General features: G+C 45.4%; 25 protein-coding genes. 9 read left to right on the top strand and 16 right to left on the bottom strand.

Features of this window, described 5'->3' with window-relative positions:
* Positions 1-43: 43 nt before the first annotated feature.
* The 8 genes from fdx to trmJ form a co-directional block, all read right to left on the bottom strand.
* A complete protein-coding gene (fdx, locus tag AK966_RS17005; protein WP_005460237.1) occupies positions 44-382 on the bottom strand; it encodes an ISC system 2Fe-2S type ferredoxin in 339 nt (112 codons plus the stop codon).
* A gap of 13 nt (positions 383-395) precedes the next feature.
* Complete coding sequence (gene hscA, locus AK966_RS17000; protein WP_099080616.1) at positions 396-2249, bottom strand: Fe-S protein assembly chaperone HscA; 1854 nt, start codon at positions 2247-2249, stop codon at positions 396-398.
* 21 nt (positions 2250-2270) lie between these two features.
* Entirely contained in the window at positions 2271-2786 is a 516-nt protein-coding gene (gene hscB, locus AK966_RS16995; RefSeq protein ID WP_099080617.1) for a co-chaperone HscB, read from the bottom strand.
* A 55-nt stretch (positions 2787-2841) separates the two neighbouring features.
* Entirely contained in the window at positions 2842-3168 is a 327-nt protein-coding gene (iscA, locus tag AK966_RS16990; RefSeq protein WP_099080618.1) for an iron-sulfur cluster assembly protein IscA, read from the bottom strand.
* A 71-nt stretch (positions 3169-3239) separates the two neighbouring features.
* Positions 3240-3623, bottom strand: coding sequence for a Fe-S cluster assembly scaffold IscU (iscU, locus tag AK966_RS16985; protein ID WP_005483070.1), 384 nt, complete (start codon positions 3621-3623; stop codon positions 3240-3242).
* Between the two features lie 37 nt (positions 3624-3660).
* Positions 3661-4875, bottom strand: a complete 1215-nt coding sequence (locus tag AK966_RS16980) for an IscS subfamily cysteine desulfurase (RefSeq protein ID WP_099080619.1) — start codon at positions 4873-4875, stop codon at positions 3661-3663.
* A gap of 28 nt (positions 4876-4903) precedes the next feature.
* Positions 4904-5410 carry a Fe-S cluster assembly transcriptional regulator IscR gene (gene iscR, locus AK966_RS16975; RefSeq protein WP_099080620.1) on the bottom strand — a complete coding sequence of 169 codons (507 nt, stop codon included), beginning with the start codon at positions 5408-5410 and terminating at the stop codon, positions 4904-4906.
* Between the two features lie 125 nt (positions 5411-5535).
* A complete protein-coding gene (gene trmJ / locus AK966_RS16970; RefSeq protein ID WP_099080621.1) occupies positions 5536-6255 on the bottom strand; it encodes a tRNA (cytosine(32)/uridine(32)-2'-O)-methyltransferase TrmJ in 720 nt (239 codons plus the stop codon).
* A gap of 231 nt (positions 6256-6486) precedes the next feature.
* On the opposite strand from trmJ, the gene suhB reads away from it, so the two are divergent.
* Complete coding sequence (gene suhB, locus AK966_RS16965) at positions 6487-7290, top strand: inositol-1-monophosphatase (protein ID WP_099080622.1); 804 nt, start codon at positions 6487-6489, stop codon at positions 7288-7290.
* 214 nt (positions 7291-7504) lie between these two features.
* Here suhB and secF read toward each other — a convergent pair whose 3' ends face one another.
* The 5 genes from secF to queA form a co-directional block, all read right to left on the bottom strand.
* Positions 7505-8452, bottom strand: a complete 948-nt coding sequence (gene secF, locus AK966_RS16960; protein WP_099080623.1) for a protein translocase subunit SecF — start codon at positions 8450-8452, stop codon at positions 7505-7507.
* Between the two features lie 14 nt (positions 8453-8466).
* Positions 8467-10323, bottom strand: coding sequence for a protein translocase subunit SecD (gene secD, locus AK966_RS16955; RefSeq protein ID WP_099080624.1), 1857 nt, complete (start codon positions 10321-10323; stop codon positions 8467-8469).
* Positions 10324-10344: 21 nt separating this feature from the next.
* Positions 10345-10674, bottom strand: a complete 330-nt coding sequence (yajC, locus tag AK966_RS16950) for a preprotein translocase subunit YajC (protein ID WP_099080625.1) — start codon at positions 10672-10674, stop codon at positions 10345-10347.
* A gap of 164 nt (positions 10675-10838) precedes the next feature.
* Positions 10839-11972: a tRNA guanosine(34) transglycosylase Tgt gene (gene tgt / locus AK966_RS16945; RefSeq protein ID WP_099080626.1), complete on the bottom strand. Its 1134-nt coding sequence runs from the start codon at positions 11970-11972 to the stop codon at positions 10839-10841.
* Between the two features lie 238 nt (positions 11973-12210).
* Positions 12211-13263, bottom strand: coding sequence for a tRNA preQ1(34) S-adenosylmethionine ribosyltransferase-isomerase QueA (queA, locus tag AK966_RS16940; protein ID WP_099080627.1), 1053 nt, complete (start codon positions 13261-13263; stop codon positions 12211-12213).
* Positions 13264-13553: 290 nt separating this feature from the next.
* Between queA and AK966_RS16935 the strand changes: the two genes are divergently transcribed.
* Complete coding sequence (locus AK966_RS16935) at positions 13554-13775, top strand: hypothetical protein (protein WP_099080628.1); 222 nt, start codon at positions 13554-13556, stop codon at positions 13773-13775.
* A gap of 256 nt (positions 13776-14031) precedes the next feature.
* Positions 14032-14481 carry a CBS domain-containing protein gene (locus AK966_RS16930; RefSeq protein WP_099080629.1) on the top strand — a complete coding sequence of 150 codons (450 nt, stop codon included), beginning with the start codon at positions 14032-14034 and terminating at the stop codon, positions 14479-14481.
* Positions 14482-14596: 115 nt separating this feature from the next.
* On the opposite strand, the gene aceA is transcribed toward AK966_RS16930, so the two are convergent.
* The 3 genes from aceA to AK966_RS16915 form a co-directional block, all read right to left on the bottom strand.
* Positions 14597-15910 carry an isocitrate lyase gene (gene aceA, locus AK966_RS16925; protein WP_099080630.1) on the bottom strand — a complete coding sequence of 438 codons (1314 nt, stop codon included), beginning with the start codon at positions 15908-15910 and terminating at the stop codon, positions 14597-14599.
* Between the two features lie 129 nt (positions 15911-16039).
* On the bottom strand, positions 16040-17668 hold the full coding sequence (gene aceB, locus AK966_RS16920; protein WP_172438176.1) for a malate synthase A: 1629 nt from the start codon (positions 17666-17668) through the stop codon (positions 16040-16042).
* A gap of 606 nt (positions 17669-18274) precedes the next feature.
* Positions 18275-19180, bottom strand: a complete 906-nt coding sequence (locus AK966_RS16915; protein WP_099080632.1) for a hydrogen peroxide-inducible genes activator — start codon at positions 19178-19180, stop codon at positions 18275-18277.
* A 199-nt stretch (positions 19181-19379) separates the two neighbouring features.
* Here AK966_RS16915 and AK966_RS16910 point away from each other — a divergent pair, with 199 nt between their 5' ends.
* The 6 genes from AK966_RS16910 (at position 19380) to AK966_RS16885 (ending at position 24095) form a co-directional block, all read left to right on the top strand.
* Entirely contained in the window at positions 19380-19988 is a 609-nt protein-coding gene (locus AK966_RS16910) for a peroxiredoxin C (RefSeq protein ID WP_099080633.1), read from the top strand.
* 271 nt (positions 19989-20259) lie between these two features.
* Positions 20260-21003 carry a copper homeostasis protein CutC gene (locus AK966_RS16905; protein WP_119464583.1) on the top strand — a complete coding sequence of 248 codons (744 nt, stop codon included), beginning with the start codon at positions 20260-20262 and terminating at the stop codon, positions 21001-21003.
* Between the two features lie 66 nt (positions 21004-21069).
* Positions 21070-21846 carry a polyphosphate kinase 2 gene (ppk2, locus tag AK966_RS16900; protein WP_119464582.1) on the top strand — a complete coding sequence of 259 codons (777 nt, stop codon included), beginning with the start codon at positions 21070-21072 and terminating at the stop codon, positions 21844-21846.
* A gap of 9 nt (positions 21847-21855) precedes the next feature.
* On the top strand, positions 21856-22788 hold the full coding sequence (locus tag AK966_RS16895) for a LysR family transcriptional regulator (protein WP_099080636.1): 933 nt from the start codon (positions 21856-21858) through the stop codon (positions 22786-22788).
* Between the two features lie 137 nt (positions 22789-22925).
* Positions 22926-23564, top strand: coding sequence for a YadA C-terminal domain-containing protein (locus AK966_RS16890; protein ID WP_099080653.1), 639 nt, complete (start codon positions 22926-22928; stop codon positions 23562-23564).
* A 51-nt stretch (positions 23565-23615) separates the two neighbouring features.
* Positions 23616-24095 (top strand): hypothetical protein, encoded by a 480-nt coding sequence (locus AK966_RS16885; RefSeq protein WP_099080637.1) that lies wholly within the window; start codon positions 23616-23618, stop codon positions 24093-24095.
* The last annotated feature ends 5 nt before the right edge of the window (positions 24096-24100 follow it).

Below are 24100 nucleotides of genomic sequence, written 5' to 3'. Positions count from 1 at the left end.
TGCTCATCTTCCTTTTCGTTTTCCCTATCACAGGGAGATCGTATTAGTGATCTTCTGACGCGTGATTCAACGTGTATTTTGGGATCTCAACAACCAAGTCTTCATCTGCCACTTTTGCTTGGCAACCAAGACGAGATTCAGGCTCTAGCCCCCACGCTTTATCTAGCATGTCGTCTTCAAGCTCTTCACTTTCTTCTAGTGAATCAAAACCTTCACGAATGATCACGTGACATGTGGTGCATGCACATGATTTTTCACAGGCATGCTCAATACCGATACCGTTTTTCAGTGCCACGTCCAGAACGGTTTCACCAGTTTTTGCTTCCAACACTGCACCTTCTGGGCATAAATCTTCGTGCGGTAATACAATAATCTTAGGCATAACAACTTATCTCTTATATATCATCTACTGATTGACCTGACAGTGCAGCTCGAATCGATTTATCCATACGGCGCGATGCAAAATCTTGGCTTGCTTTGTCGGTGTCTTTAATGCCTTGCTCAATCGCATCCGCATCTTCACCATTGCGAAGCTCAATCAGTGCTTCAATCACATTTAACAACGCTTGTTTCTCTTGCTCTGATAGTAGCTCATCACCATCCGCTTGCATCGCTGCAATCAAACCTTCAATCACACGGTCTGCTTCAACACGTTGTTCCGCAAGTGCGCGAGCTTGCATGTCTTCTTTCGCATAAGTCATTGAGTCACGTAGCATATTCGTAACTTCATTATCACTCAGACCGTAAGACGGCTTCACTTGGATCTCTGACTGAATGCCAGTACTCTTCTCCATTGCCGTCACAGACAGTAGGCCATCGGCATCCACTTGGTAAGTCACACGAATGTGCGCTGCACCTGCCGCCATTGGCGGAATACCTTTCAGCGAGAAACGTGCCAGTGAACGACAGTCATCGACCATCTCACGCTCACCTTGTACCACGTGTACGCTCATCGCCGTTTGACCATCTTTGAACGTGGTAAATTCTTGCGCACGAGCAACAGGAATGGTGGTGTTACGAGGAATGATCTTCTCTACCAAGCCGCCCATGGTTTCAATGCCAAGTGATAATGGGATAACATCAAGCAGCAGCATTTCTGAATCAGGTTTGTTACCCGCTAGAATGTCCGCTTGGATGCCAGCACCAATCGCAACCACTTCATCTGGGTTAATGCTTGTTAGTGGTGTGCGACCAAAGAACTCACCCACCATTTCACGTACCAGTAGAGTACGAGTAGAGCCACCAACCATCACGGCTTCAAGCACGTCTTCGGTATCAACGTCAGCATCTTTAAGCGCGCGACGGCAAGACATCAAGGTTTTCTTCACCAATGGGCGAATCAACTCTTCGAACTGTTCGCGAGTGACTGAGCCTTTCCAGCCAAAAACATCAACATCCACGCTGTCATGCTCAGAGAAAGCAATCTTCGTTGCAGTGGCAATGTTTAACAGTACACGGTTTTTCTCTGCAGAAAGTGGCGCTTCTAGCCCCGCTTGCTCCATCAGATAGTCAGCAAGAAGATGGTCAAAGTCATCGCCACCTAACGCTGAATCACCACCCGTCGCCAAGACTTCAAATACGCCTTTTGACAGACGTAAGATAGAGATATCAAAAGTACCGCCACCTAAATCGTAAACCGCAATCACACCTTCTTGACCAGAATCCAAACCGTAAGCGATAGCTGCTGCAGTTGGCTCGTTAAGCAGACGTAGTACATGAAGACCTGCCAATTTTGCCGCATCTTTAGTACCGGCACGTTGAGCGTCATCGAAGTAAGCTGGAACGGTAATCACGACACCAGCAAGTTCACCGCCAAGCGTCTCTTCTGCACGTTTTCCGAGTGCTTTTAGAATGTCTGCAGAAACTTCAATCGGGTTCTTATCACCTTGAGCCGTTTTCAGAATAGGAAGACCATTATCGCTCTCTTTAAACTGGTAAGGCAAAGATGGGTAACGAGATTGAATGTCTTTCAATGAGCGGCCAATCAAACGCTTTACCGAAATAATGGTATTTTCAGGCTCTAGCTCTGCTTTTGCTTTCGCGTCATAACCAACCATCGCCGATTCTTGCGCATAGTTTACAACCGACGGCAGAATACTACGTCCCTGCTCATCCGTTAAAGTCGTGGCATTGCCACTGCGTACAGAAGCAACCAAAGAGTTCGTGGTACCTAAGTCGATACCCGCTGCTAACTTATGCTGATGAGGTGCCGAGCTTTGGCCCGGTTCTGCGATTTGAAGTAGTGCCATGATGAGTCCTTGTCACGCTAACTAGCCGAGGAGCTTGTCTTCGACCAGTTCAATTTCGTTCTTTAGTTTGGCTATGAATTTAAGTTTACGAACGCGGTCTGCAGCTTCTGCCCAAAGACCATTATCAAGTTCTTGTTCTACATTCGCCAAATGCTGTTTGTACATTTTGCTGACCTTAGCATCAAAGTCAAAAAGCGCTGATTCAGGATCAGAGCTGTCAGCAATTTCTTCTAATTCTTCACGCAGCTCCATCTGTTCCATTAGGAACATTGGGTCTTGCATGGTTTGCTGTTCACCGTGGATTTCAATGCCATTTTCTGCCAAGATGTATTCTGCACGTGAGATTGGCTGTTTCAAAACTTGGTAAGCATCATTAATTTGCGCTGCTTTTTGAACAGCCATTAAACGGTCGCGCTCAGACGCTGTGGCAAAATTATCTGGATGAAAGCGTTTTTGCAGTTCTAAGAACTGAGAAGAAAGAAGGCTACCATCCAGCGTAAACTGACTTGGTAGCCCAAATAATTCAAAGTGATTCATTAAGTTCGGGTCCTAGTAAAGCCCTCTGGACTCGGTTGCCCAAAAGGCCAATCAATTAGACGTTGAAGCTTTCACCACAACCACATTCACTTTTCGCATTCGGGTTGTTGAATTCAAAGCCTTCGTTCAAGCCTTCCTTCACGTAATCCAGTTCAGTGCCGTCTAAGTACACCAAGCTTTTTTTGTCGATGATGATCTTGACACCCGAGTGGTCGAATACTTCATCTTCGTCTTCATTAAGCTCATCAACAAACTCAAGCACATAAGCCATACCGGAACAGCCTGTCGTCTTCACTCCAAGACGCAAACCGATACCTTTGCCTCGGTTATCTAGGAATGCTTTTACGCGACTCGCCGCTGTTTCTGTCATTGTGATGGCCATACTGCACCTTACGTCTGTCTAAATTACGATTGAAATGGGAGCGTTACAGGCTCCCATTATATACGGAATACTTATTCTTGGTGTTTTTTCTTGTAGTCAGCAACCGCTGCTTTAATTGCATCTTCCGCTAGGATTGAGCAGTGCACTTTCACGGGAGGAAGCTCCAACTCTTCTGCAATCTCAGAGTTTTTGATAGCAGCCGCTTCATCGATCGACTTACCTTTCACCCACTCTGTCACTAGTGAACTTGATGCGATTGCGCTACCACAACCGTAAGTTTTAAATTTCGCGTCTTCAATGATGCCTTCTGGTGTCACTTTAATTTGAAGCTTCATTACGTCACCACAAGCTGGTGCGCCAACCATGCCGCTACCTACTGATGGATCTTCTTTATCGAATGAACCTACGTTACGTGGGTTCTCATAGTGATCAATTACTTTTTCGCTGTATGCCATGATAAATTACCTCGAATCCTCTATTCAGTCCGTGAGATTAATGATGAGCCCATTCAACCGTGCTCAGATCAACCCCTTCCTTGTACATATCCCATAGAGGAGACATGTCGCGTAGCTTAGTCACTGCAACGCGGATTTGTTCAATTGCGTAATCAATTTCTTCTTCAGTCGTGAAACGGCCAAATGAGAAACGTACAGAGCTGTGAGCCAGTTCGTCGTCAAGACCTAGCGCACGAAGCACATAAGATGGCTCTAGACTCGCTGAAGTACATGCACTACCTGATGATACTGCGAGATCTTTCAGTGACATCAGGAGTGATTCGCCTTCAACAAATGCAAAGCTCACGTTTAAGTTGTGTGGTACACGCTGTTCTAAATCACCATTCACCGTTACCGCTTCAAGATCTTTCACACCATCTAGAAGACGGTTACGAAGTGCTAATGCGTGATCGTAATCTTTCTGCATGTCTTCTTTGGCGATGCGGAACGCTTCACCCATACCTACGATCTGGTGAGTCGGTAGCGTACCAGAGCGGAAACCACGTTCGTGACCACCACCATGCATTTGCGCTTCTAGGCGAATACGAGGTTTACGACGTACGTAAAGTGCGCCAATACCTTTAGGGCCATAGATTTTGTGTGCTGACAGTGAAATTAGGTCTACTTTCAACTCTTGAACATCGATTGGCAGTTTGCCCGCAGATTGTGCAGCATCTACGTGGAACACTATCTTACGTTCACGACATAACTCGCCGATTGCTGCGATGTCTTGAATAACACCAATCTCATTGTTTACGTGCATGATTGATACGAGAACAGTATCTTCACGCATTGCTGCTTGAAGTTTGTTTAGGTCAATCAGGCCGTTTGATTCTGGCTCTAAGTAAGTCACTTCAAAGCCTTCGCGCTCTAGTTGACGACATGGGTCAAGAACCGCTTTATGCTCTGTTTTACAAGTGATGATATGTTTACCCTTTTTAGAGTAAAAATGAGCGGCACCTTTGATTGCAAGGTTGTCAGATTCAGTCGCACCAGAGGTGAAGACAATTTCGCGTGGATCTGCATTTAGAAGGTCAGCAATTTGCTCACGGGCAGTATCTACAGCTTCTTCTGCCTGCCAGCCATAACGGTGCGAACGTGAAGCTGGGTTGCCAAATGTCCCATCCATTGTCATGTACTGAACCATTTTTTCAGCAACACGTGGATCAACTGGACACGTAGCGGAATAATCTAGATAAATCGGCAGTTTCATTCTCTACTCCAATGTAAAAAGCTGACCGCTAAGAGCGGACGTTTACACCGATGGGCGCGGCGGTTGTATTTTTGTTTGATAGCCCATGAGTCACCGCCAGATCAATGTCCTGACGATCAGAAATTTCTATTACTTCGTTGTCTGTCATCAGCTCACCGAGCGTGATGTTATTCAGGAAGTCGCTGATACGAGAGCTTAAGTCACGCCATAGTGTGTGAGTTAGGCAACGAGTCCCACCTTGACAACCTCCCTTGCCTTGGCATTTGGTTGCATCGACTGACTCATCAACAGCAGCAATTACGGTACCGATAGCGATACTGTGTGCATCGGCACCCAGTCGGTAACCACCACCAGGACCACGAACGCTAGTGACTAAGCCTGCTTTACGCAATTTCGAAAACAGCTGCTCTAAATAAGAGAGCGAGATCCCCTGGCGCTCGGAGATGTCTGCAAGAGGTACCGGGGTTTGTTGCGAGTGCAGTGCCACATCCAGCATGGCTGTCACCGCATATCTTCCTTTAGATGTAAGTTTCATACCACACCGTATCCACATGGTTTGTAATGATTATGATTCTTCCATACCCGACTAAAATGGTCAAGTATTTATTTGACTATTTTAGTCAGGTATTCACCCTTACATCTAAAGTGGTTATTGTTTATTCAGAGTTTCTTTTCGATCGCTGTCAAAACACCACGCAGAATATTCAATTCTTGAGCCTCTGGTCGTGCACGTGAGTACAAGCGACGAAGTTTGTTCATCACCTGACCTGGCTGTTCTTTGTTGATAAATTGGGTATCAACCATCACCTTTTCAAGGTGCTCAAAGAACATTTCTAGCTCTTTATGGCGTGGGTACTCTTCAGGCTCACTTGGCACGTATTGGCTTTGCTCTAGGTTGAGGTGTGCAACGCGAACTTCATAGCTCAGCGTTTGTACCGCCATCGCTAAGTTAAGTGAACTGTATTCAGGATTAGCTGGAATGCAAACGTGGTAATGACACTTCTGCAATTCGTCATTAGTTAGGCCAGTTCTCTCACGGCCAAAGACCAATGCAACAGGGTGCTTTTGGCCTTCAACGGCAAATTTCTCACCACATTCGCGTGGCTCAAGCATTGGCCATTCAAGTGTGCGTGAACGAGCACTAGAGCCGACGACAAGACCACAATCTTCAATGGCTTCCTCTAGCGTACTTACGACTGTTGCGTTTTGAGCAATATCACCAGCACCAGCGGCAAGAGCAAGAGTTTGGTCATCCACTTCACATTGCGGATCAACCAATACAAGTTGGCTTAAACCCATGACTTTCATTGCGCGTGCAGCCGAGCCAATGTTGCCTGAATGAGAAGTTCCGACGAGTACGATTTTTACTTGATCCAACATCTGTGTTTGCTACCTAGTTTAAAACCGCAGAATGTTACCATATTTTTTTAACACGCCCTATAGAGAAGCCGCTTTCTACTGGCATTCTCATCAATTGGTGCACTTCATCACGATACATGGACCACTACGCACTAGAACGGAGGACAAAAAATAACCACTTCCTTTTTGTTTTAACTCTGGTATACTCGCGGCCGCTTTCATTTGTTCTTTAACATCCGTTGGGAAATTCGTATGCATCCAATGCTAAACATTGCTATTCGCGCTGCGCGAAAGGCAGGCAATCACATTGCTAAATCATTAGAAAACACAGATAAAATTGAATCTACGCTAAAAGGCACTAATGACTTTGTTACTAATGTAGACAAAGAAGCAGAAGCTATCATCATCGATACTATCAAGCACTCTTACCCAGAGCACTGTATCGTTGCTGAAGAAGCTGGTCTTATCGAAGGTAAAGATAAAGACGTACAATGGATCATCGACCCACTGGATGGCACTAATAACTTTGTAAAAGGTTACCCAACTTTCGCAGTATCTATCGCAGTTCGCTTCAAAGGTAAAACTGAAGTGGCTTGTGTATACGATCCAATGCAAAACGAGCTATTCACTGCACAACGCGGTGCTGGCGCTCAACTAAACAACGCTCGTATCCGTGTTACTCCGCTTAAAGACCTACACGGTACTGTTCTTGCGACTGGTTTCCCATTCAAACAGAAGCAACACTCTGAATCTTACATCAAGATCATTGGCTCTCTATTTACTGAATGTGCCGATTTCCGTCGTTCTGGCTCTTCAGCTCTTGATCTATGTTATGTCGCTGCTGGTCGCGTAGATGGTTACTTCGAGCTAGGTCTGAAGCCATGGGATATGGCGGCTGGTGAGCTGATTGCTCGTGAAGCTGGTGCTATCCTAACTGACTTTGCTGGCGGAACTGATTACATGAAGTCTGGCAACATCGTTGCTTCAAGTGCTCGTGGCGTAAAATCTATCCTTAAGCACATTCGTGAAAACGGTAACAGCGCGATCCTTAAGTAAGATGATGGCGGCATACTAAGCCCGCCACGCTGATGACTTTCAAAAAGCCTCGCTCTCTGAGCGGGGCTTTTTTACATCTGTCAGTCTCGTTCTAAAATGTGTCTACACATTGAGGACGAATGATGTGCGAGGCTCTTCAGCGACACAACTCAGATACAAAAAAACCGCCGATTACTCAGCGGTTTTTGCTTTCGGTTTCGGTTCTCAATCTGCCTTATGGCATCTCGTCGAACTCTGCACCTTCTTTTTCTACTTGAGGTGGCATCAAGTGCTCCTTCTGGATACCCAGTTTTAGCGCTAGTGCTGATGCTACGTAGATAGAAGAGTACGTACCTACTGTGATACCTAGTAGAAGTGCGGTCGCGAAACCGTGAATCATCGCACCACCTTGAGTGAACAGTGCAATTACTACGAACAACGTCGTACCAGACGTAATCAAAGTACGGCTCAATGTTTGAGTAATTGAAGCGTCCATGATGTCTGAAGGCTCACCCTTACGCATCTTACGGAAGTTTTCACGAATCCGGTCGAATACAACAATGGTATCGTTGAGCGAGTAACCAACTACCGTTAGTAGTGCCGCTACGATGGTTAGGTCAACTTCGATTTGTAGGAACGAGAAGACACCCAGCGTGATGATGATATCGTGTGCCAGTGCCATTACCGCACCTGCTGCTAGACGCCATTCGAATCGGATCGATACGTAGATCAGGATACAGATTAGCGACACAAGAATCGCTAGGCCGCCTGCTTCCGTTAGTTCATCACCAACGTTTGGACCTACGAATTCGATACGCCGCATTTCTACGCTTTCACCCGTGCCTTCTTTAATAGCACCAATGATTTGGTTACCTAGCGTTTCACCAGACATATCGTCACGTGGACGAAGACGAACCATTACATCACGAGCGCTACCGAAGTTTTGTACCGTCGCATCGCCGAAGCCTTGTGAATCTAGAGCTGCACGAATTTCTTCAAGGTTTGCTGGTTGTTCAAAACCTACCTCGATGAGCGTACCACCAGTAAAGTCTAGACCCCAGTTCAACCACTTGGTTGATAGCGTGAAGATAGAAGCAGCGATCATAAAGATAGAGAATACGAACGCGACTTTCGACCAACGCATAAAGCCGATCGTGTTTTCTGCTTTTAGAATTTGAAACATAATAATTCCCAGCCTTAGATCGACAATTTCTTAACGCGCTTGCCACCGTACACCAAGTTCACGATACAACGTGTACCTATGATTGCGGTGAACATAGAGGTCAAGATACCGATAGATAGCGTTACCGCGAAGCCTTTCACTGCACCTGTACCAACAGCAAACAGAATGATTGCTGTGATAAGGGTGGTGATGTTCGCATCGGCAATGGTGCTAAATGCATTAGCGTAACCTTGGTGAATCGCTTGTTGTGGACTGCGGCCATCGCGAAGCTCTTCACGGATACGTTCGAATATCAGTACGTTCGCATCGACTGCCATACCCACTGTCAAAACGATACCAGCGATACCCGGAAGCGTCATGGTTGCACCTGGAATCATCGACATAATACCGATGATAAGCACTAAGTTTGCCATCAGTGCAACGTTCGCGATCAGACCAAAACCACGGTAGTAAAGCAGAGTAAAGATCATTACTGCTACCATACCCCAGATACATGCTTGAATACCCATATCGATGTTTTGCTGACCCATTGATGGACCAATGGTACGCTCTTCAACGATAGAGATAGGGGCGATAAGTGCACCAGCACGTAGTAGAAGTGCTAGGTTGTGCGCTTCTGCCGCAGAGTCGATACCTGTGATACGGAAGTTACGGCCAAGAGCCGATTGAATCGTTGCTTGGTTAATGACTTCTTCGTGTTTATCAAGGATCACTTTGCCTTCTGGCGTACGACGACCACTGTCTTTGTATTCTGCAAACACGGTTGCCATTAGCTTGCCGATGTTCTTTTTAGAGAACGCTGACATCTTGTTACCACCCTCGCTGTCTAGCGAGATGTTCACTTGCGGACGACCGTATTCATCAACACTTGAGCTTGCATCCGTGATACTTTGACCACCAAGAATAACGCGCTTCTTCAATACAACAGGGCGACCATCACGATCCATCTTGATTTCGCTACCTGCTGGCGCACGACCACTTGCCGCGGCTGATAGGTCAGCTTTATCATCGACTTCGCGGAACTCTAGCGTTGCCGTTGCACCTAGGATTTCCTTCGCACGAGCGGTATCTTGAACACCGGGAAGCTCAACGACGATGCGACTAGCACCTTGACGTTGCACCAATGGTTCAGCAACACCCAGCTCGTTTACACGGTTACGTAGAATCGTGATGTTTTGTTCTACAGCGTAGTTACGGATCTCTTGTAAACGTTGCTCAGTAAAGGTGGCAATCAAAGCGTAACGGCCATTCGAATCAGAGTCGACAAAGTTCATGTCAGGGTGATTCTTCTCTAGCGTCGCCTTCGCTTCCGCCAGTTGTTCTTCATTACGTAGCAATACTTCGACTCCCTCTTTACCAGAAGGACGAATTGCACGGTAGCGAACTTTGGCTTCACGAAGCTCACTACGGAACGCTTCTTCTTGTTGACCAACTAGCTTTTCCATTGCCGCGTCCATATCCACTTCCATCAAGAAGTGAACACCACCACGCAGGTCAAGACCCAGTTTAAGTGGTGACGCACCAATGGCTTCTAGCCAGTCTGGCGTAGATGGCGCTAGGTTGAGAGCGACAATTTTATCTTTGCCAAGCGCTTCGCTGATAATATCGCGCGCACTGATCTGAGTATCAGTGTCATTGAAACGAACAAGGATTGAACCATTTTCGAGAGCAATGGTTTTATAAGAAAGGTGCTCTTTATCAAGAGCGTTAGTGACAGCATCCAGCGTTGACATATCAACAGAGGCGCCACGCGCCCCTGTAATTTGAACAGCCGGATCTTCACCGTAGATATTTGGAAGTGCGTACAACGCAGCGGTGATGATGGCGAAGAATACCATCAAATACTTCCATAACGGATAACGGTTTAGCACAGCGAGGATCCTTTAGCTGTTTTATAGAGACTTAAGCGTACCTTTTGGTAGCACTGCCGTTACGAAGTCTTTCTTGATCACAACTTCATTGTTTGCATTTAGCTCAATTGAAATGTAGTCGTTCTCTTCACTGATCTTAGTGATTTTACCTACTAAACCACCGCTTGTTAGTACTTCGTCACCTTTGCCCATCGAAGACATCAGGCTCTTGTGTTCTTTTACACGCTTTGCTTGTGGGCGATAGATCATGAAGTAGAAGATCACTGCGAACATGCCTAGCATGATTAGCATTTCAAAACCGCCACCTGCTGGTGCGCCTTCTGCTGCTGCGTGAGCTTGAGAAATAAACATTAAAACATCCTCATTATATTTTATTAATAATCCAAAAAGTTGGGCTTTCGCAATTTAGATTCAAGTCTGAATGTGACTAATAGAGATCACTCTCTCAAAAATAATATGCTTTTGCCTACTTTATTAGCAAAAGCCTCTGGCGACATGCCAAAGGCTTTAATTTTTTATGCTTTACCTAGTGGTGGCACTTCGCGGTCACGACGAGCGTAAAACTCTTGAACAAACTCATCGAAACGATCTTCATCAATCGCCTTACGAATGCTTTCCATCAAACGTTGGTAGTAACGTAGGTTATGGATAGTATTCAGGCGCGCACCTAGGATTTCGTTACAACGCTCTAGGTGGTGAAGGTACGACTTGCTGTAGTTCTGACAAGTGTAACAGTCACAGTGCGGATCTAACGGTGTTGTATCCGTTTTGTGTTTCGCATTACGGATCTTGATCACACCACCAGTCACAAATAGGTGGCCGTTACGCGCGTTACGGGTTGGCATTACACAGTCAAACATGTCGATACCACGGCGAACACCTTCGACCAAGTCTTCTGGCTTGCCAACACCCATCAAGTAACGTGGTTTATCTTCTGGAAGTTGTGGGCACGTGTGCTCAAGAATGCGATGCATGTCTTCTTTCGGTTCACCGACGGCAAGACCACCCACCGCATAACCGTCAAAGCCAATGTCAGTTAGACCTTTTACCGATACATCTCGTAGGTCTTCGTATACACCACCTTGAACGATACCAAATAGGTTGTTCGGGTTTTCTAGTTTATCGAAGTGATCACGCGAGCGCTGCGCCCAACGTAGTGACATTTCCATCGATTTTTTCGCTTCATCGTGTGTCGCTGGGTATGGCGTACACTCGTCGAAAATCATAACGATGTCAGAGCCTAAATCTTTTTGGATTTCCATCGACTTCTCTGCGTCCATGAAAATTTTGTCACCGTTTACTGGGTTGCGGAAATGTACACCTTGCTCTGTAATAGTACGCATTTTACCCAGGCTGAATACTTGGAAACCGCCTGAATCGGTAAGAATCGGACCATGCCAGTTCATGAAGTCGTGCAGGTCACCGTGCATTTTCATCACTTCTTGGCCTGGACGCAGCCATAGGTGGAAAGTGTTACCGAGCAGGATTTCTGCGCCCGTGCCTTTTACTTCTTCTGGTGTCATGCCTTTAACGGTACCGTAAGTACCTACCGGCATGAACGCTGGCGTTTGAACAGTGCCACGTTCGAAGGTCAATTGACCACGACGCGCATTGCCGTTTTTCTTCTTAAGATCGAATGATAATTTCACGATGCCTCCGAGTGTCAGAGAAACAGTCTGACAATGTTTTTTAGGGGTAACCCCCACTTTAAGGAGTGGTCGCTTTCCGTGCGAGAGACAAAGCAGTGGTTCTGCTCTGTTTCCTAGCTTACTGCTAGCACTCGTAAATCGTTGCCCCCTCCTAGCCTCTCCCTTAGAAAGGGGGGAGAAACCCACGCCTCAGCGCTTTTATTCCCTCACCTTTTTAAGAGGAGGGTTAGGGAGGGGTTTATGCCGTTTTCTTCTTGATGAACATTGAATCACCATAAGAGAAAAAACGGTAGTTGTTCTCAACCGCATGCTGGTATGCATTCATGGTGTTCTCATAACCTGCAAACGCACTCACCAACATAATCAGTGTTGATTCTGGCAAGTGGAAGTTGGTGATCAAGCAGTCCACCAACTGGTACTCGTAACCAGGGTAGATAAAGATTTCGGTATCGCCAAAGAATGGAACCAATTCTGTGCCTTTCTTCAACGCGTCTTGCGCTGCACTTTCCAGTGAACGAACCGATGTTGTACCAACGGCAATGATTCTACCGCCACGGGCCTTGGTGGCATGAATAGCGTCAACCACGTCTTGTGGCACTTCAACGTATTCCGCGTGCATGTGGTGATCGTTAATATCATCCACTTTTACCGGTTGAAATGTACCCGCACCGACGTGCAGCGTCACATAAGCAAATTCGGCGCCTTTCGCTTTGATTTTCTCTAGCAGAACATCATCAAAATGTAAGCCTGCGGTTGGCGCGGCTACCGCACCCGGTTTTTGGCTGTAAACCGTTTGGTAACGCTCTTTATCTGCGTCTTCATCTGGGCGGTCAATATAGGGTGGAAGTGGCATATGACCGATCTGTTCCAGAATTTCTAGCACCGTCTTATCAGAATTAAATTTCAGCTCAAACAATGCATCATGACGAGCCACCATCTCTGCTGAGTATTCATCATTTTCGCCAACAATAACGGTGGAGCCTGGTTTTGGCGATTTTGAGCAGCGTACGTGAGCCAAAATGCTCTTGTCGTCGAGCATGCGCTCCACTAGTACTTCTAACTTACCGCCTGATTCTTTACGACCAAACATACGGGCAGGGATAACGCGGGTATTATTGAAAACCACGAGGTCACCGGCTTGAACATGGTCCAACACATCGGTAAATGTGCCATCCACTAGCTCGCCAGTATTACCGTCCATTTGCAGTAGTCGGCTAGCGGTACGCTCTGGCTGAGGGTAACGAGCGATGAGTTCATCTGGAAGGTCGAAATGGAAATCTGATACTTGCATGTTACTTGTCTTATATATTGGTCAAATCACGTCAAAGACGACGATAAAATTGCGACGAGTTTTTCGCAGCAGACTAGTATATGTTTACATGCTGCAATAGCAAGCAAATCCCTTTCGATTGATGGCAAAAGCGTCCACTAAGAATGTAATAAGACATGAAGAGCGTATTGTTCCACGACGTATAGATATACATCGGCATGCTTCTTTATTATCAAATCACTCAATAAGTTCACTTTTAGACTATATTGACAATGAGCAACTTGCTCTATGTTCGAACTTTTGAGGTAAGTATGAAGATGTTAATTACGCTATTCAGCGCCGCCATTATTTCTTTTTCTGCTAATACGTTAGCAAGCTCTGAACAAGAGACGTTAAAAACGTTACAAGATGCATGTAAGCTGAAGCAAGTACCGCACTTGTGCGCAGTTAATCTGCCTAATAAAAGTTACATTGGTAGCTGTGTTGATGCCAAAGCATATGGTCTGATCTGTGTCCATTATAGACAAAGTTAAGAGTAACCAAAGCTAAGGCTATACTGCCTTAGCTTTGGTCATTCATGATAGCGCTTACATGTTTCACTCCCATCTTACAATGCAGGATCACCTTCTCTTTTAGTAGACGGCTTTATGTAAATGACCAACCTATTCCCTCCTCTGATTGATCTTCATCTAATTGCATTAATTTATTAGTGAAAAACGAGTTAGCTCCCAGATAAAGGGCAAAATATTCTCTATATTTAGGAAAAGGACAACGCCTTTGGAGGTCTCTATGATCAAAGTTGAAGACATGATGACTCGCAATCCTCATACCCTTTTTAGTAGCAACACATTGCGTGAGGCTCGAGACATGATGGAAGCGCTCGATATTAGACATATTCCGGTTGTAGATGCCAATGACCATCTACAAGGTTTAGTGACACATCGAGATATTCTTGCTGCTCAAGAATCCAGTTTGCACCCTGATGAGACTGAACAATCTTTCACTTTCGATACGCCACTTCATAAAATGATGCACACTAACATCATGACGGCGGAACCAAGGGCTGGATTAAAAGAAAGTGCTATCTATATGCAGAAGCATAAAGTAGGTTGCTTGCCAGTGGTGAACCACGGTCATTTAGTCGGCATTATCACTGATTCAGATTTTGTCACGATCGCAATTAACTTACTGGAACTGCAAGAAGAGGTTGAGCCCGAGGAAATAGAGTCAGAAGACTAAACCTTTCTGGATATGTGGTCATTTTGCTCAACCAATGGCACAAACAAAAAAAGAGCGGCCCAATCGCCGCTCAAAGATGTCATGACTCTCGTCGTAATTGTGGACTCTACGTTTGTTAGAATTGATCTTCTTCGGTAGAACCAGTCAGTGCTGTCACTGATGAGTTACCACCTTGAATGGTATTGGTCATTCTATCAAAGTAGCCCGTACCAACTTCTTGTTGATGCGCCACAAAAGTGTAACCTTTTTCTGCCGCTTCAAACTCAGGACGCTGTACTTTCTCAACGTAATGGCGCATACCTTCGCCTTGTGCGTAAGCATGTGCCAGTTCGAACATATTGAACCACATGTTGTGGATACCCGCTAGCGTGATGAACTGATATTTGTAGCCCATATCAGCCAGCTCTTGTTGAAACTTAGCAATGGTTTCAGCGTCTAGGTTCTTCTCCCAGTTGAATGAAGGCGAACAGTTATATGCCAACAGTTGGTCTGGGTACTCTGCGTGAATCGCTTCTGCAAACTTACGCGCTTCTTCTAGACATGGCGTTGCCGTCTCACACCAGATCAAATCCGCGTATGGTGCGTAAGCTAGACCACGAGAGATTGCTTGGTCGATACCTGCACGAACACGGTAGAAACCTTCTGGTGTGCGCTCTCCTTGAATAAAGTCCTTGTCATATGGGTCGCAATCAGACGTTAGCAGGTCTGCTGCGTTTGCATCGGTACGTGCGATTACGAGTGTTGTAGTGCCTGCAACGTCTGCTGCTAGACGAGCTGCGACCAGTTTCTGTACTGCTTCTTGAGTTGGAACCAATACTTTACCGCCCATGTGACCACACTTCTTCACTGATGCCAGCTGGTCTTCAAAGTGAACACCCGCCGCACCTGCGTCGATCATTGATTTCATTAGCTCGTACGCATTAAGAACGCCACCAAAACCTGCTTCTGCATCCGCTACGATTGGTAGGAAGTAATCAATACCACCTTCGTCTTCTGGCGACTTACCTGCTGACCACTGGATTTGGTCTGCGCGACGGAATGAGTTATTGATGCGTTTTACTACTGACGGTACAGAGTCTACTGGGTAAAGGGATTGGTCTGGGTACATAGTCGAAGCGGTGTTGTTGTCCGCCGCTACCTGCCAGCCCGAGAGGTAAATAGCTTCAATACCCGCTTTTGCTTGCTGTACGGCTTGACCTCCCGTCAGTGCACCAAGACAGTTTACGTAGCCTTTCTTTGAGCTACCGTTAACCAGTGACCAAAGTTTGTCAGCACCACGTTGTGCGATTGTGTTCGCAGGCACCATAGAACCGCGTAGTTCTACCACTTCTTCCGCTGTGTAAGTACGCTTTACGTTTTTCCAGCGTGGGTTGGTTGCCCAATCTTTTTCCAGTGCATCAATTTGTTGGCGGCGAGTTAAGTTAGTCATTGATCTATCCCTCTAATAATGTGCACTTGTGCATGTGCGTTGAGTTTTCCGTTCTCAGGCAGTACATCCTTATCTGCCTCGAATCCTTCACGTATTGGTTAAATAAAGTTGGTTATTGAAATTATTGGGTTAATCCAAGTAGTCGTAACCTGGAATGGTTAAAAAGTTGGTCAGTTCATCGCTCGTAGTGAGCCTTGCCATCAAGTCAGCCGCTTCCTCAAATCGACCTGCTTGGTAGCGCTGTTCACCAATTTCTTGCTTCACGACTTCAATCTCTTCTTTCAGATACAACTCGAGCAGCTCCTTAGTGACTATCAAACCGTTATCGAGCGACTTACCGTGTTGAATCCACTGCCAAATAGAAGCACGGGAAATTTCTGCGGTTGCTGCGTCTTCCATCAGTCCGTAAATCGGCACACATCCATTGCCAGAGATCCAAGCTTCAATGTATTGCAACGCGACGCGGATGTTGTGGCGCATGCCTTCTTCTGAGCGTTCACCTTCGCATGGTTCAAGCAACTCTTCGGCGGTGATTAGCGCATCTTCCGAGCGGCTCACATCCAGTTGGTTGGTGCGCTGACCGAGTGTTGCGCTAAACACTTCCATTGCAGTGTCCGCCAGACCAGGGTGTGCAACCCAAGTGCCGTCGTGTCCGTTGTTCGCTTCCAGTGATTTATCCTTGTGAATCTTATCCAGCACTTTTTGGTTTTCTTGTGGGTCTTTGGCTGGAATAAAGGCTGCCATGCCGCCCATCGCAAATGCACCGCGCTTATGACAAGTACGCACCAACAATCTTGAGTAAGCGTTGAGGAATGGCTTATCCATAGTCACCACTTGGCGATCAGGTAGAACGCGATCTGGATGATTTTTCAGTGTTTTGATGTAGCTAAAGATGTAATCCCAACGACCGCAGTTGAGACCGACAATGTGCTCTTTGAGTGAGAACAGAATCTCGTCCATTTCAAATACCGCAGGCAACGTTTCAATCAGTACGGTGGCTTTAATGGTTCCGGTATCCAAACCGAAATACTCTTCAGTGAAATGGAACACTTCACTCCACCACTTCGCTTCATGATGCGATTGCAGCTTTGGAATGTAGAAGTAAGGACCGCTTCCCTTTTTCAATAGCGCTTTGTAGTTATTGTAGAAGTACAGAGCAAAGTCGAATAGCGCACCTGGAATGATCTGACCGTGCCACGTGACGTGTTTTTCCTTTAGATGCAGCCCGCGAACGCGGCAGATCAACACCGCTGGGTCTTCTGTCAGCTGATAGTGTTTGCCATTGCTAGGATGGGTGTAACTGATGGTGCCATTGACGGCATCACGCAGGTTAATTTGTCCATCCAGAACTTTACTCCACGCCGGAGACATTGAGTCTTCGAAGTCTGCCATGAACACTTTAACATTCGCATTCAGTGCGTTAATCACCATCTTGCGATCGGTTGGTCCAGTAATCTCCACTCGGCGATCTTGCAGATCTTGCGGGATTCCAAGGATCTTCCAACTTCCCTCGCGAATGTCTTGTGTCTCCGGTAGAAAATCTGGCAGCTCACCAGCATCGATGCGTGCTTGCTTCTCTTCTCGCGCTTCTAGCAACTGTTCAACACGTCCGGCAAATTTTTCACACAGTAGAGATAAAAAGGTTTGGGCTTCAACAGGGAAAATTGCTTGATGTTCAGGAGCAACGATTCCAATCACCTCAAGCATGCCTTGGGTTTGCATTAGTTGTTGTGTTTTTTGTTCTGTCTGAGCAAGCATAATCATTCATCCTTAACGTGCTTTATCCATCTTGGCAGTCAAGCCTAAAGCTACATTTGTAAGTTATGAACAACAAATTACATCCATTGATTTGGTGTTCACTTCGCTTCATTGTGTCTATATCTTGCGCAACCTGAATTGCTTTTTCAATCTAGACATAAGTCTTACAAGCCTTTAATTAAGCTAACTCAACAAAGAGTTAAGCGAAACCCCTTAAGTAAACAAAACATTAAATTCAAAGTTTTATCCGGTATCAAACAAGCGTTTGATTTTTCAACTTAATTTGTAAGTTATTACGTAATTTAATTACATTAATTTTACAGGTTATTTTTGAATTCAAACAAGCGTATGAATAGTAAGGTGAGAGAAAAATCCTTGTATTCACAAGGGCTAGAAGGAGGAAGTGAAACGCAACTTAAACGCGCTATACAAGCAGTTGTGTAAAATGAACATTGTAAAATTTCACTATTTTATGAAAGCTTCATGAAAGTTCGTCTGTGAAATTTTACAAGTCAAAGTTTGCATGCAGAATAAAATGCTAAAAAACGCACTATTTATAGTGCGCTTTTAGATGTTGAATCGGATATTGTAGGCTAATACTAATAGCTAAAGCAGTTCAGAGACGACTTCTGCCAATTGCTTGAAAGTGTTTGTTCGTGACGAGCTTGGACGCCACACCAAACCAATATCGCGATACGCTTGCTGACCTGGGGGATCAATCACCACCAAATTTTGGTTATGAAGCAAACCGTGATCGATGGCCATTTGCGGGATAAACGTTGTACCCAGACCATTTGCCACCATTTGTACCAAAGTATGAAGGCTAGTTGCCGTAAACGGATTAATTTTGTCTTTTTCAGTCAACTTACACGCAGAAACCGCGTGTTCCGTTAAGCAGTGCTCTTTCTCTAAAAGAAACACCGATTCATTGGGCAAGTCCGCATAGCTAATCGGCACAGGAACCGAATCCACATGATTCGCACTGATCACCATACGAAATGGGTCTTGACCTACCACTCGACTTTCCATGCCCTCAATTTCGACAGGAAGCGCAAGAATCAACACATCCAATTCACCATGACGTAGAGCTTTTAATAAGTTTGTCGTCGTATCTTCTCTTAATAGAAGGTTCAGTTGTGGGAAACGGTAGTTCACCTCTTGAACGAGATCGCACAATAAGAAAGGTGCGATAGTCGGAATACAGCCCACCTTAAGTTGCCCCTCCATATCGCCACCTTGACATAAAAGCCCCAGTTCAACCAAATCTTGACCTTTTGCCAATAACTCTCGACCTTGCTGAACCACCATTTCTCCAGCTTGCGTAAAAACCAGTGGGCTTTTTTTGTCTTTTTTTTCATATAGCGGGCAACCAATCAACTCTTCAAGGTTTTGAATCCCTTTACTCAACGTAGATTGACTGACAAAACAACGCTCAGCGGCATCGCTAAAATGACGTGTTTCATGCAAAGTGACCAAGTAGTGTAACTGCTTCAAGCTAGGCCATTTATTCATAATTCTATTTGTATCTAATGCTGTTTCAGTGATCGAGGTAATAGTTTTGTTATTATCGCTTTTTTCGATTAACTTAATCTATTTATTTCGCTTTTTTCAATAGTACAATCTGTACTATAGTTTGTCCCGTACAAACACGGACTAAACCTAAATAACTGAATTAGGTTTGAAGCTAACCAAAAATTTTTAGGAGCAAAAAATGGTACTAGTAGGTCGTCAAGCCCCTGACTTTACTGCTGCAGCTGTTCTAGGTAACGGCGAAATCGTTGATAACTTCAACTTTGCAGAATTCACTAAAGGTAAGAAAGCAGTAGTATTCTTCTACCCACTAGATTTCACGTTCGTTTGCCCATCTGAGCTAATCGCATTCGACAACCGTCTAGCTGATTTCCAAGCTAAAGGTGTTGAAGTAATCGGTATTTCTATCGATTCTCAGTTCTCTCACAACGCATGGCGTAACACTGCTATCGAAGATGGCGGTATCGGTCAAGTTCAATACCCTCTAGTTGCTGACGTTAAGCACGAAATCTGTAAAGCATACGATGTTGAGCACCCAGAAGCAGGCGTTGCTTTCCGTGGTTCTTTCCTAATCGACGAAGATGGTCTTGTGCGTCATCAAGTCGTAAACGACCTACCACTAGGCCGTAACATCGATGAAATGCTACGCATGGTTGATGCACTAAACTTCCACCAGAAGCACGGCGAAGTATGCCCAGCACAATGGGAAGAAGGTAAAGCTGGTATGAACGCATCTCCAGAAGGTGTTGCAGCGTTCCTATCTGAGTACGCAAGCGACCTAAGTAAGTAATAGACTACACAGCCCAAGCTCAACGGGCGTGTTGGTTGGATGTATATAAAGCAAAAGCTATCGCGGAAAAATCGCAAACGCCAATCAGTCTAAGTAAAGTCATAAAAAAGCCCAGAGTCGCTCTGGGCTTTCTTTTTATCTGCGTTTTTTAACAGCAAAAGAGGCAAGCCTCACGCAAAAATTTTACCTCTATTTCCCTCTGTCTCAGTGCAGATTCCCCCTTTACGTCCTGCTAGTATTTGCTGTAATTACAACAATTCAGGACAGCCTCGTGAACACTCAACTTGAAGTCTGTATTGATAACATTGAATCTCTTCACAATGCGATTACTGGCGGTGCAACCCGCATCGAACTCTGCTCTTCTCTCGCTTTAGGTGGCTTAACCCCAAGCTACGGCTTTATGCAGCAAGCTGCTAGACGCTCTACCATTCCGGTTTACGCGATGATTCGCCCACGCCAAGGCGACTTCTTCTACAGTGAGGAAGAAGTCGAAATGATGCGTTGGGATATTGAAGCCGTCAAACAAGCAGGCTTGAACGGTGTCGTACTCGGTGTGTTGACTCAAGACGGTGATATCCATATGCCTTATGCCACAGCGCTGTGTGAATTTGCTCAAGCGCTTGGTTTAGGCGTGACCTTCCATCGTGCCTTTGACCAGTGTCGTGACGCTGAAAAAGCTTTAGAAAAAGTGATTAGCTTAGGCTGTGAACGCATTCTGACTTCTGGTTTAGCACCTTCTGCGCCGCAGGGTGTTAAGATTATCCAAGCGCTGGTTACACAAGCACAAGGGCGCATTGCGATCATGGCCGGTGCGGGTGTCAATGCCAATAATGTTACTTCATTAATTAAGCAAACTGGCGTGGGTGAAATCCATCTTTCCGGAAAAACAACACGACCAAGCCACATGATCTTTATCGCCGAACAAAGCAAGATGGGCGCTGCTGATATGGATGACTTTACGATTCCAATTACCAGCACTGAAGCTATCGCAAAAACGGTAACCGCTCTCAATTAAAGGCGTTCAAATCCCGTTTTTAGTTATCGAATGCTAACATATTGATAACTAAGGACGGGAGGGACTATGCCAAAGCTAAAGAAAAAGGAATACGAAGAAGAACTCGAAGCGCTGCAAATTGAACTGGTGAAACTGCAAGAGTGGGTCAAACACAAAGGACTCAAAGTCGTGGTTCTATTCGAAGGGCGAGATGCTGCAGGCAAAGGTGGTGTCATTAAACGCATTACTGAGAAACTTAACCCTCGTGTTTGCCGCATTGCTGCACTGCCCGCCCCCACAGAAAAAGAAAAAACACAGTGGTACTTTCAGCGCTATGTCGCCCATTTGCCTGCGGCAGGTGAAATCGTGCTATTTGACCGCAGTTGGTACAACCGTGCTGGAGTAGAGAAAGTCATGGGTTTTTGTACTCACGATCAATACGAAGAATTTCTCCGCTCTTGTCCTGAGTTTGAGCGCATGTTGTTACGCTCTGGCATCATCCTCATAAAATATTGGTTCTCAGTATCAGATGAAGAGCAGGAAAAACGCTTCTTAGAACGCATTCATACCCCGATCAAGCGCTGGAAGTTCAGCCCAATGGACTTAGAATCTCGTAACCGCTGGGCGGAATACTCCGAAGCCAAAGACAGAATGTTTGCTTACACAGACACCAAAAACAGCCCTTGGTGGGTCGTTCCCTCTGACGATAAAAAGAAAGCTCGATTAAACTGCATCAGTCATTTACTCAGTCAAATTGATTACCAAGAAATCAAATACTCTCAGATAGAGTTACCAGAATTAAATAAAGAAGGTTACATTAGAGCACCTATCGGGGATCAGATGCTTGTTCCGGATAAATATTAGAGATTAACCATGGCAAAAGACCTGTTTATTAACCTTGACCTAAATCTACTCAAAACCTTTTTGGTATTAATGCAAGAACGAAATATGCGTAAAGCTTCGCAGCGTCTGTTCGTCTCTCAACCCGCGATCAGTCAAGCATTACAAAAACTGCGTAATCACTTCGATGACGAGCTGTTTGTGAAAGTAAAAACAGGTCTTGAGCCAACCTCTTTTGCAGAATCTCTTGCGAATACTATTACCCCTCATATTGATGGTTTAGCGGCGGCGGTTAACCGTTCTCATCAGTTTGAACCAGCAGAAGTCGATAATAAAATCCGTATCGCACTAGCCCCTATTACGATGACTTGCCTGCCCGGCTTTCTCTTCGAACAGATGCGAACCCTCGCCCCAAATGCCCAACTTGAACTGGTCGGCTGGTCAAACAGCACTGTGGATGAAATCTTAAAGGGGGAAACCCTCATGGGAGTAAACTACGAGTTACTCCTTACTAACAAAGAAATTTATGCGCCTAAAATACTCGATTTGAAAGGACGAATTTTTGTTCGTGAAGGTCACCCAATCACCAAGTCACACGTCGAACCTAAAGACTTAACTGGCTATCCCATCGCGTCGTTAATTTCTCCAGGATGGAACGACAAGTTCAGCTATGCTTCTCACCTACTCACTCAAATGGATATAGAGCATACGGTTGGTTTTCGCTCAGAGTTCGTTATGGCAATCATTGATGTAATCAAACATACCGACATGTATTTGCCCCACTCCAACTTATTTCCAATCGATCAATTTCCTGGTTTAAGAGCGTTAGACGTAATTATCGATGATCAATTACAAACGAAGTCTGTGCATTGCCACATGCACGTTCGAAACCGCAACAATCCTCTTGTAAAGTGGTTAGCAGAGCTTATTCAGCAAGGTCTACAACTACAAACTGATAAGATTTAATTATCACCAAGATAACAATTGCCACTTAGCCATAAATCAAACTTTTCAATAAGATAGCCCTACTTCAAAAGGGAGATAGAAAAGCGATTGCTTACAGTATGGATGCTGTTCCTCGTTTACTTATTGAGAGATCAGACATGACAAACAAGATTGCTAAGTTAACCGCGGCTTGCACCCTACTTGCTTCATTTGGTTCGTTTTCTGCGGTTATTCCTGACCGCCCGAATCCAGGTATCCCAACAAATCCTATTCAAGGGGTACCTGAACAACCTGTTCTTCCTGAGGTTGACAACGGTGTTCCTGGAGTGCCTGATCGTCCACGTCCAGACATGCCACCAACGCCACCAGTCGAAGCGGCCCCAGAGCAACCAACACTGCCGGAAAAAGATAACGGTATTCCGAGTATTCCGGATCGCCCAACCCCTCAGTTGCCATCAAACCCAATTGAGAACAATCCTACGGACGATCGCTTACACAATCTTGAAAATCTAGCAGTGGAGTACGATTACCGTTTGAATCAACAAGCCGAGCAAATGGATGGGATTCGTGCAAGTTTGCATGCGGTTACCAATGCTCGCCCGTATGCGACAAATGGTGAACTCGCTATTGGCGCTGGCATTGGTTTCGCAGGCAGTAAAGAAGCGGTAGCTTTAGGTGGTGCGTATGGCTTAACCGATCAAGTGAGCTTATCTGGCACGTTCCATTACGAGTCTTCTGGTAAATATTCATCGTCTGAAATGGCTGGCGGTGTCGGTGTACAATTCACATTCAAATAAGAGTCTAATAAAGAAGTCCACTGCCAAGGATGGCGTAATCTAGGTAGATATATGAAACACACTCTCTCTTTACTCACGCTTATTCTCGCGCCCATTTCCGCTCACTCTGCTGGATTATTTATATCGCCAGAAGTCAAAATTGGCTCATTTCGTGGGGCAGGTATCCAACTCGGAACCAATGATATCGCGGGTTTTGATGCCTTGTACTTTGACTACTCACAAGTCACTTATAAAAGCGGTAACTTTGATGAAACCATTGATGCATACCGCGTCGGCTTTCAACATTGGTTTGATCATCGACCTCTGATGGGGTTTCAAGCCAGTATAGGCACTGCGGTTTATGATGGAAAATACAGGGAGGAACAAAGAGATACGACAGGATTGAGTATTGGTGGCGCGTATGTGTATCAAGTCAATTCGATTCTCTCGGTAAGAGCTGGTGCAGATCTCGATATCTTTAAAGACGATAAAACCCACACCTTTACCGACACTGCCGTACAGTTCTCTGTGGGTTTTGGTCTTCGTCTGTAATACTA

Source organism: Vibrio sp. PID23_8, from assembly GCF_003584965.1.
Lineage (GTDB): Bacteria > Pseudomonadota > Gammaproteobacteria > Enterobacterales > Vibrionaceae > Vibrio.
Note: the sequence above shows the minus strand (reverse complement) of the source record. Positions and strands in the feature narration are given on the sequence as shown.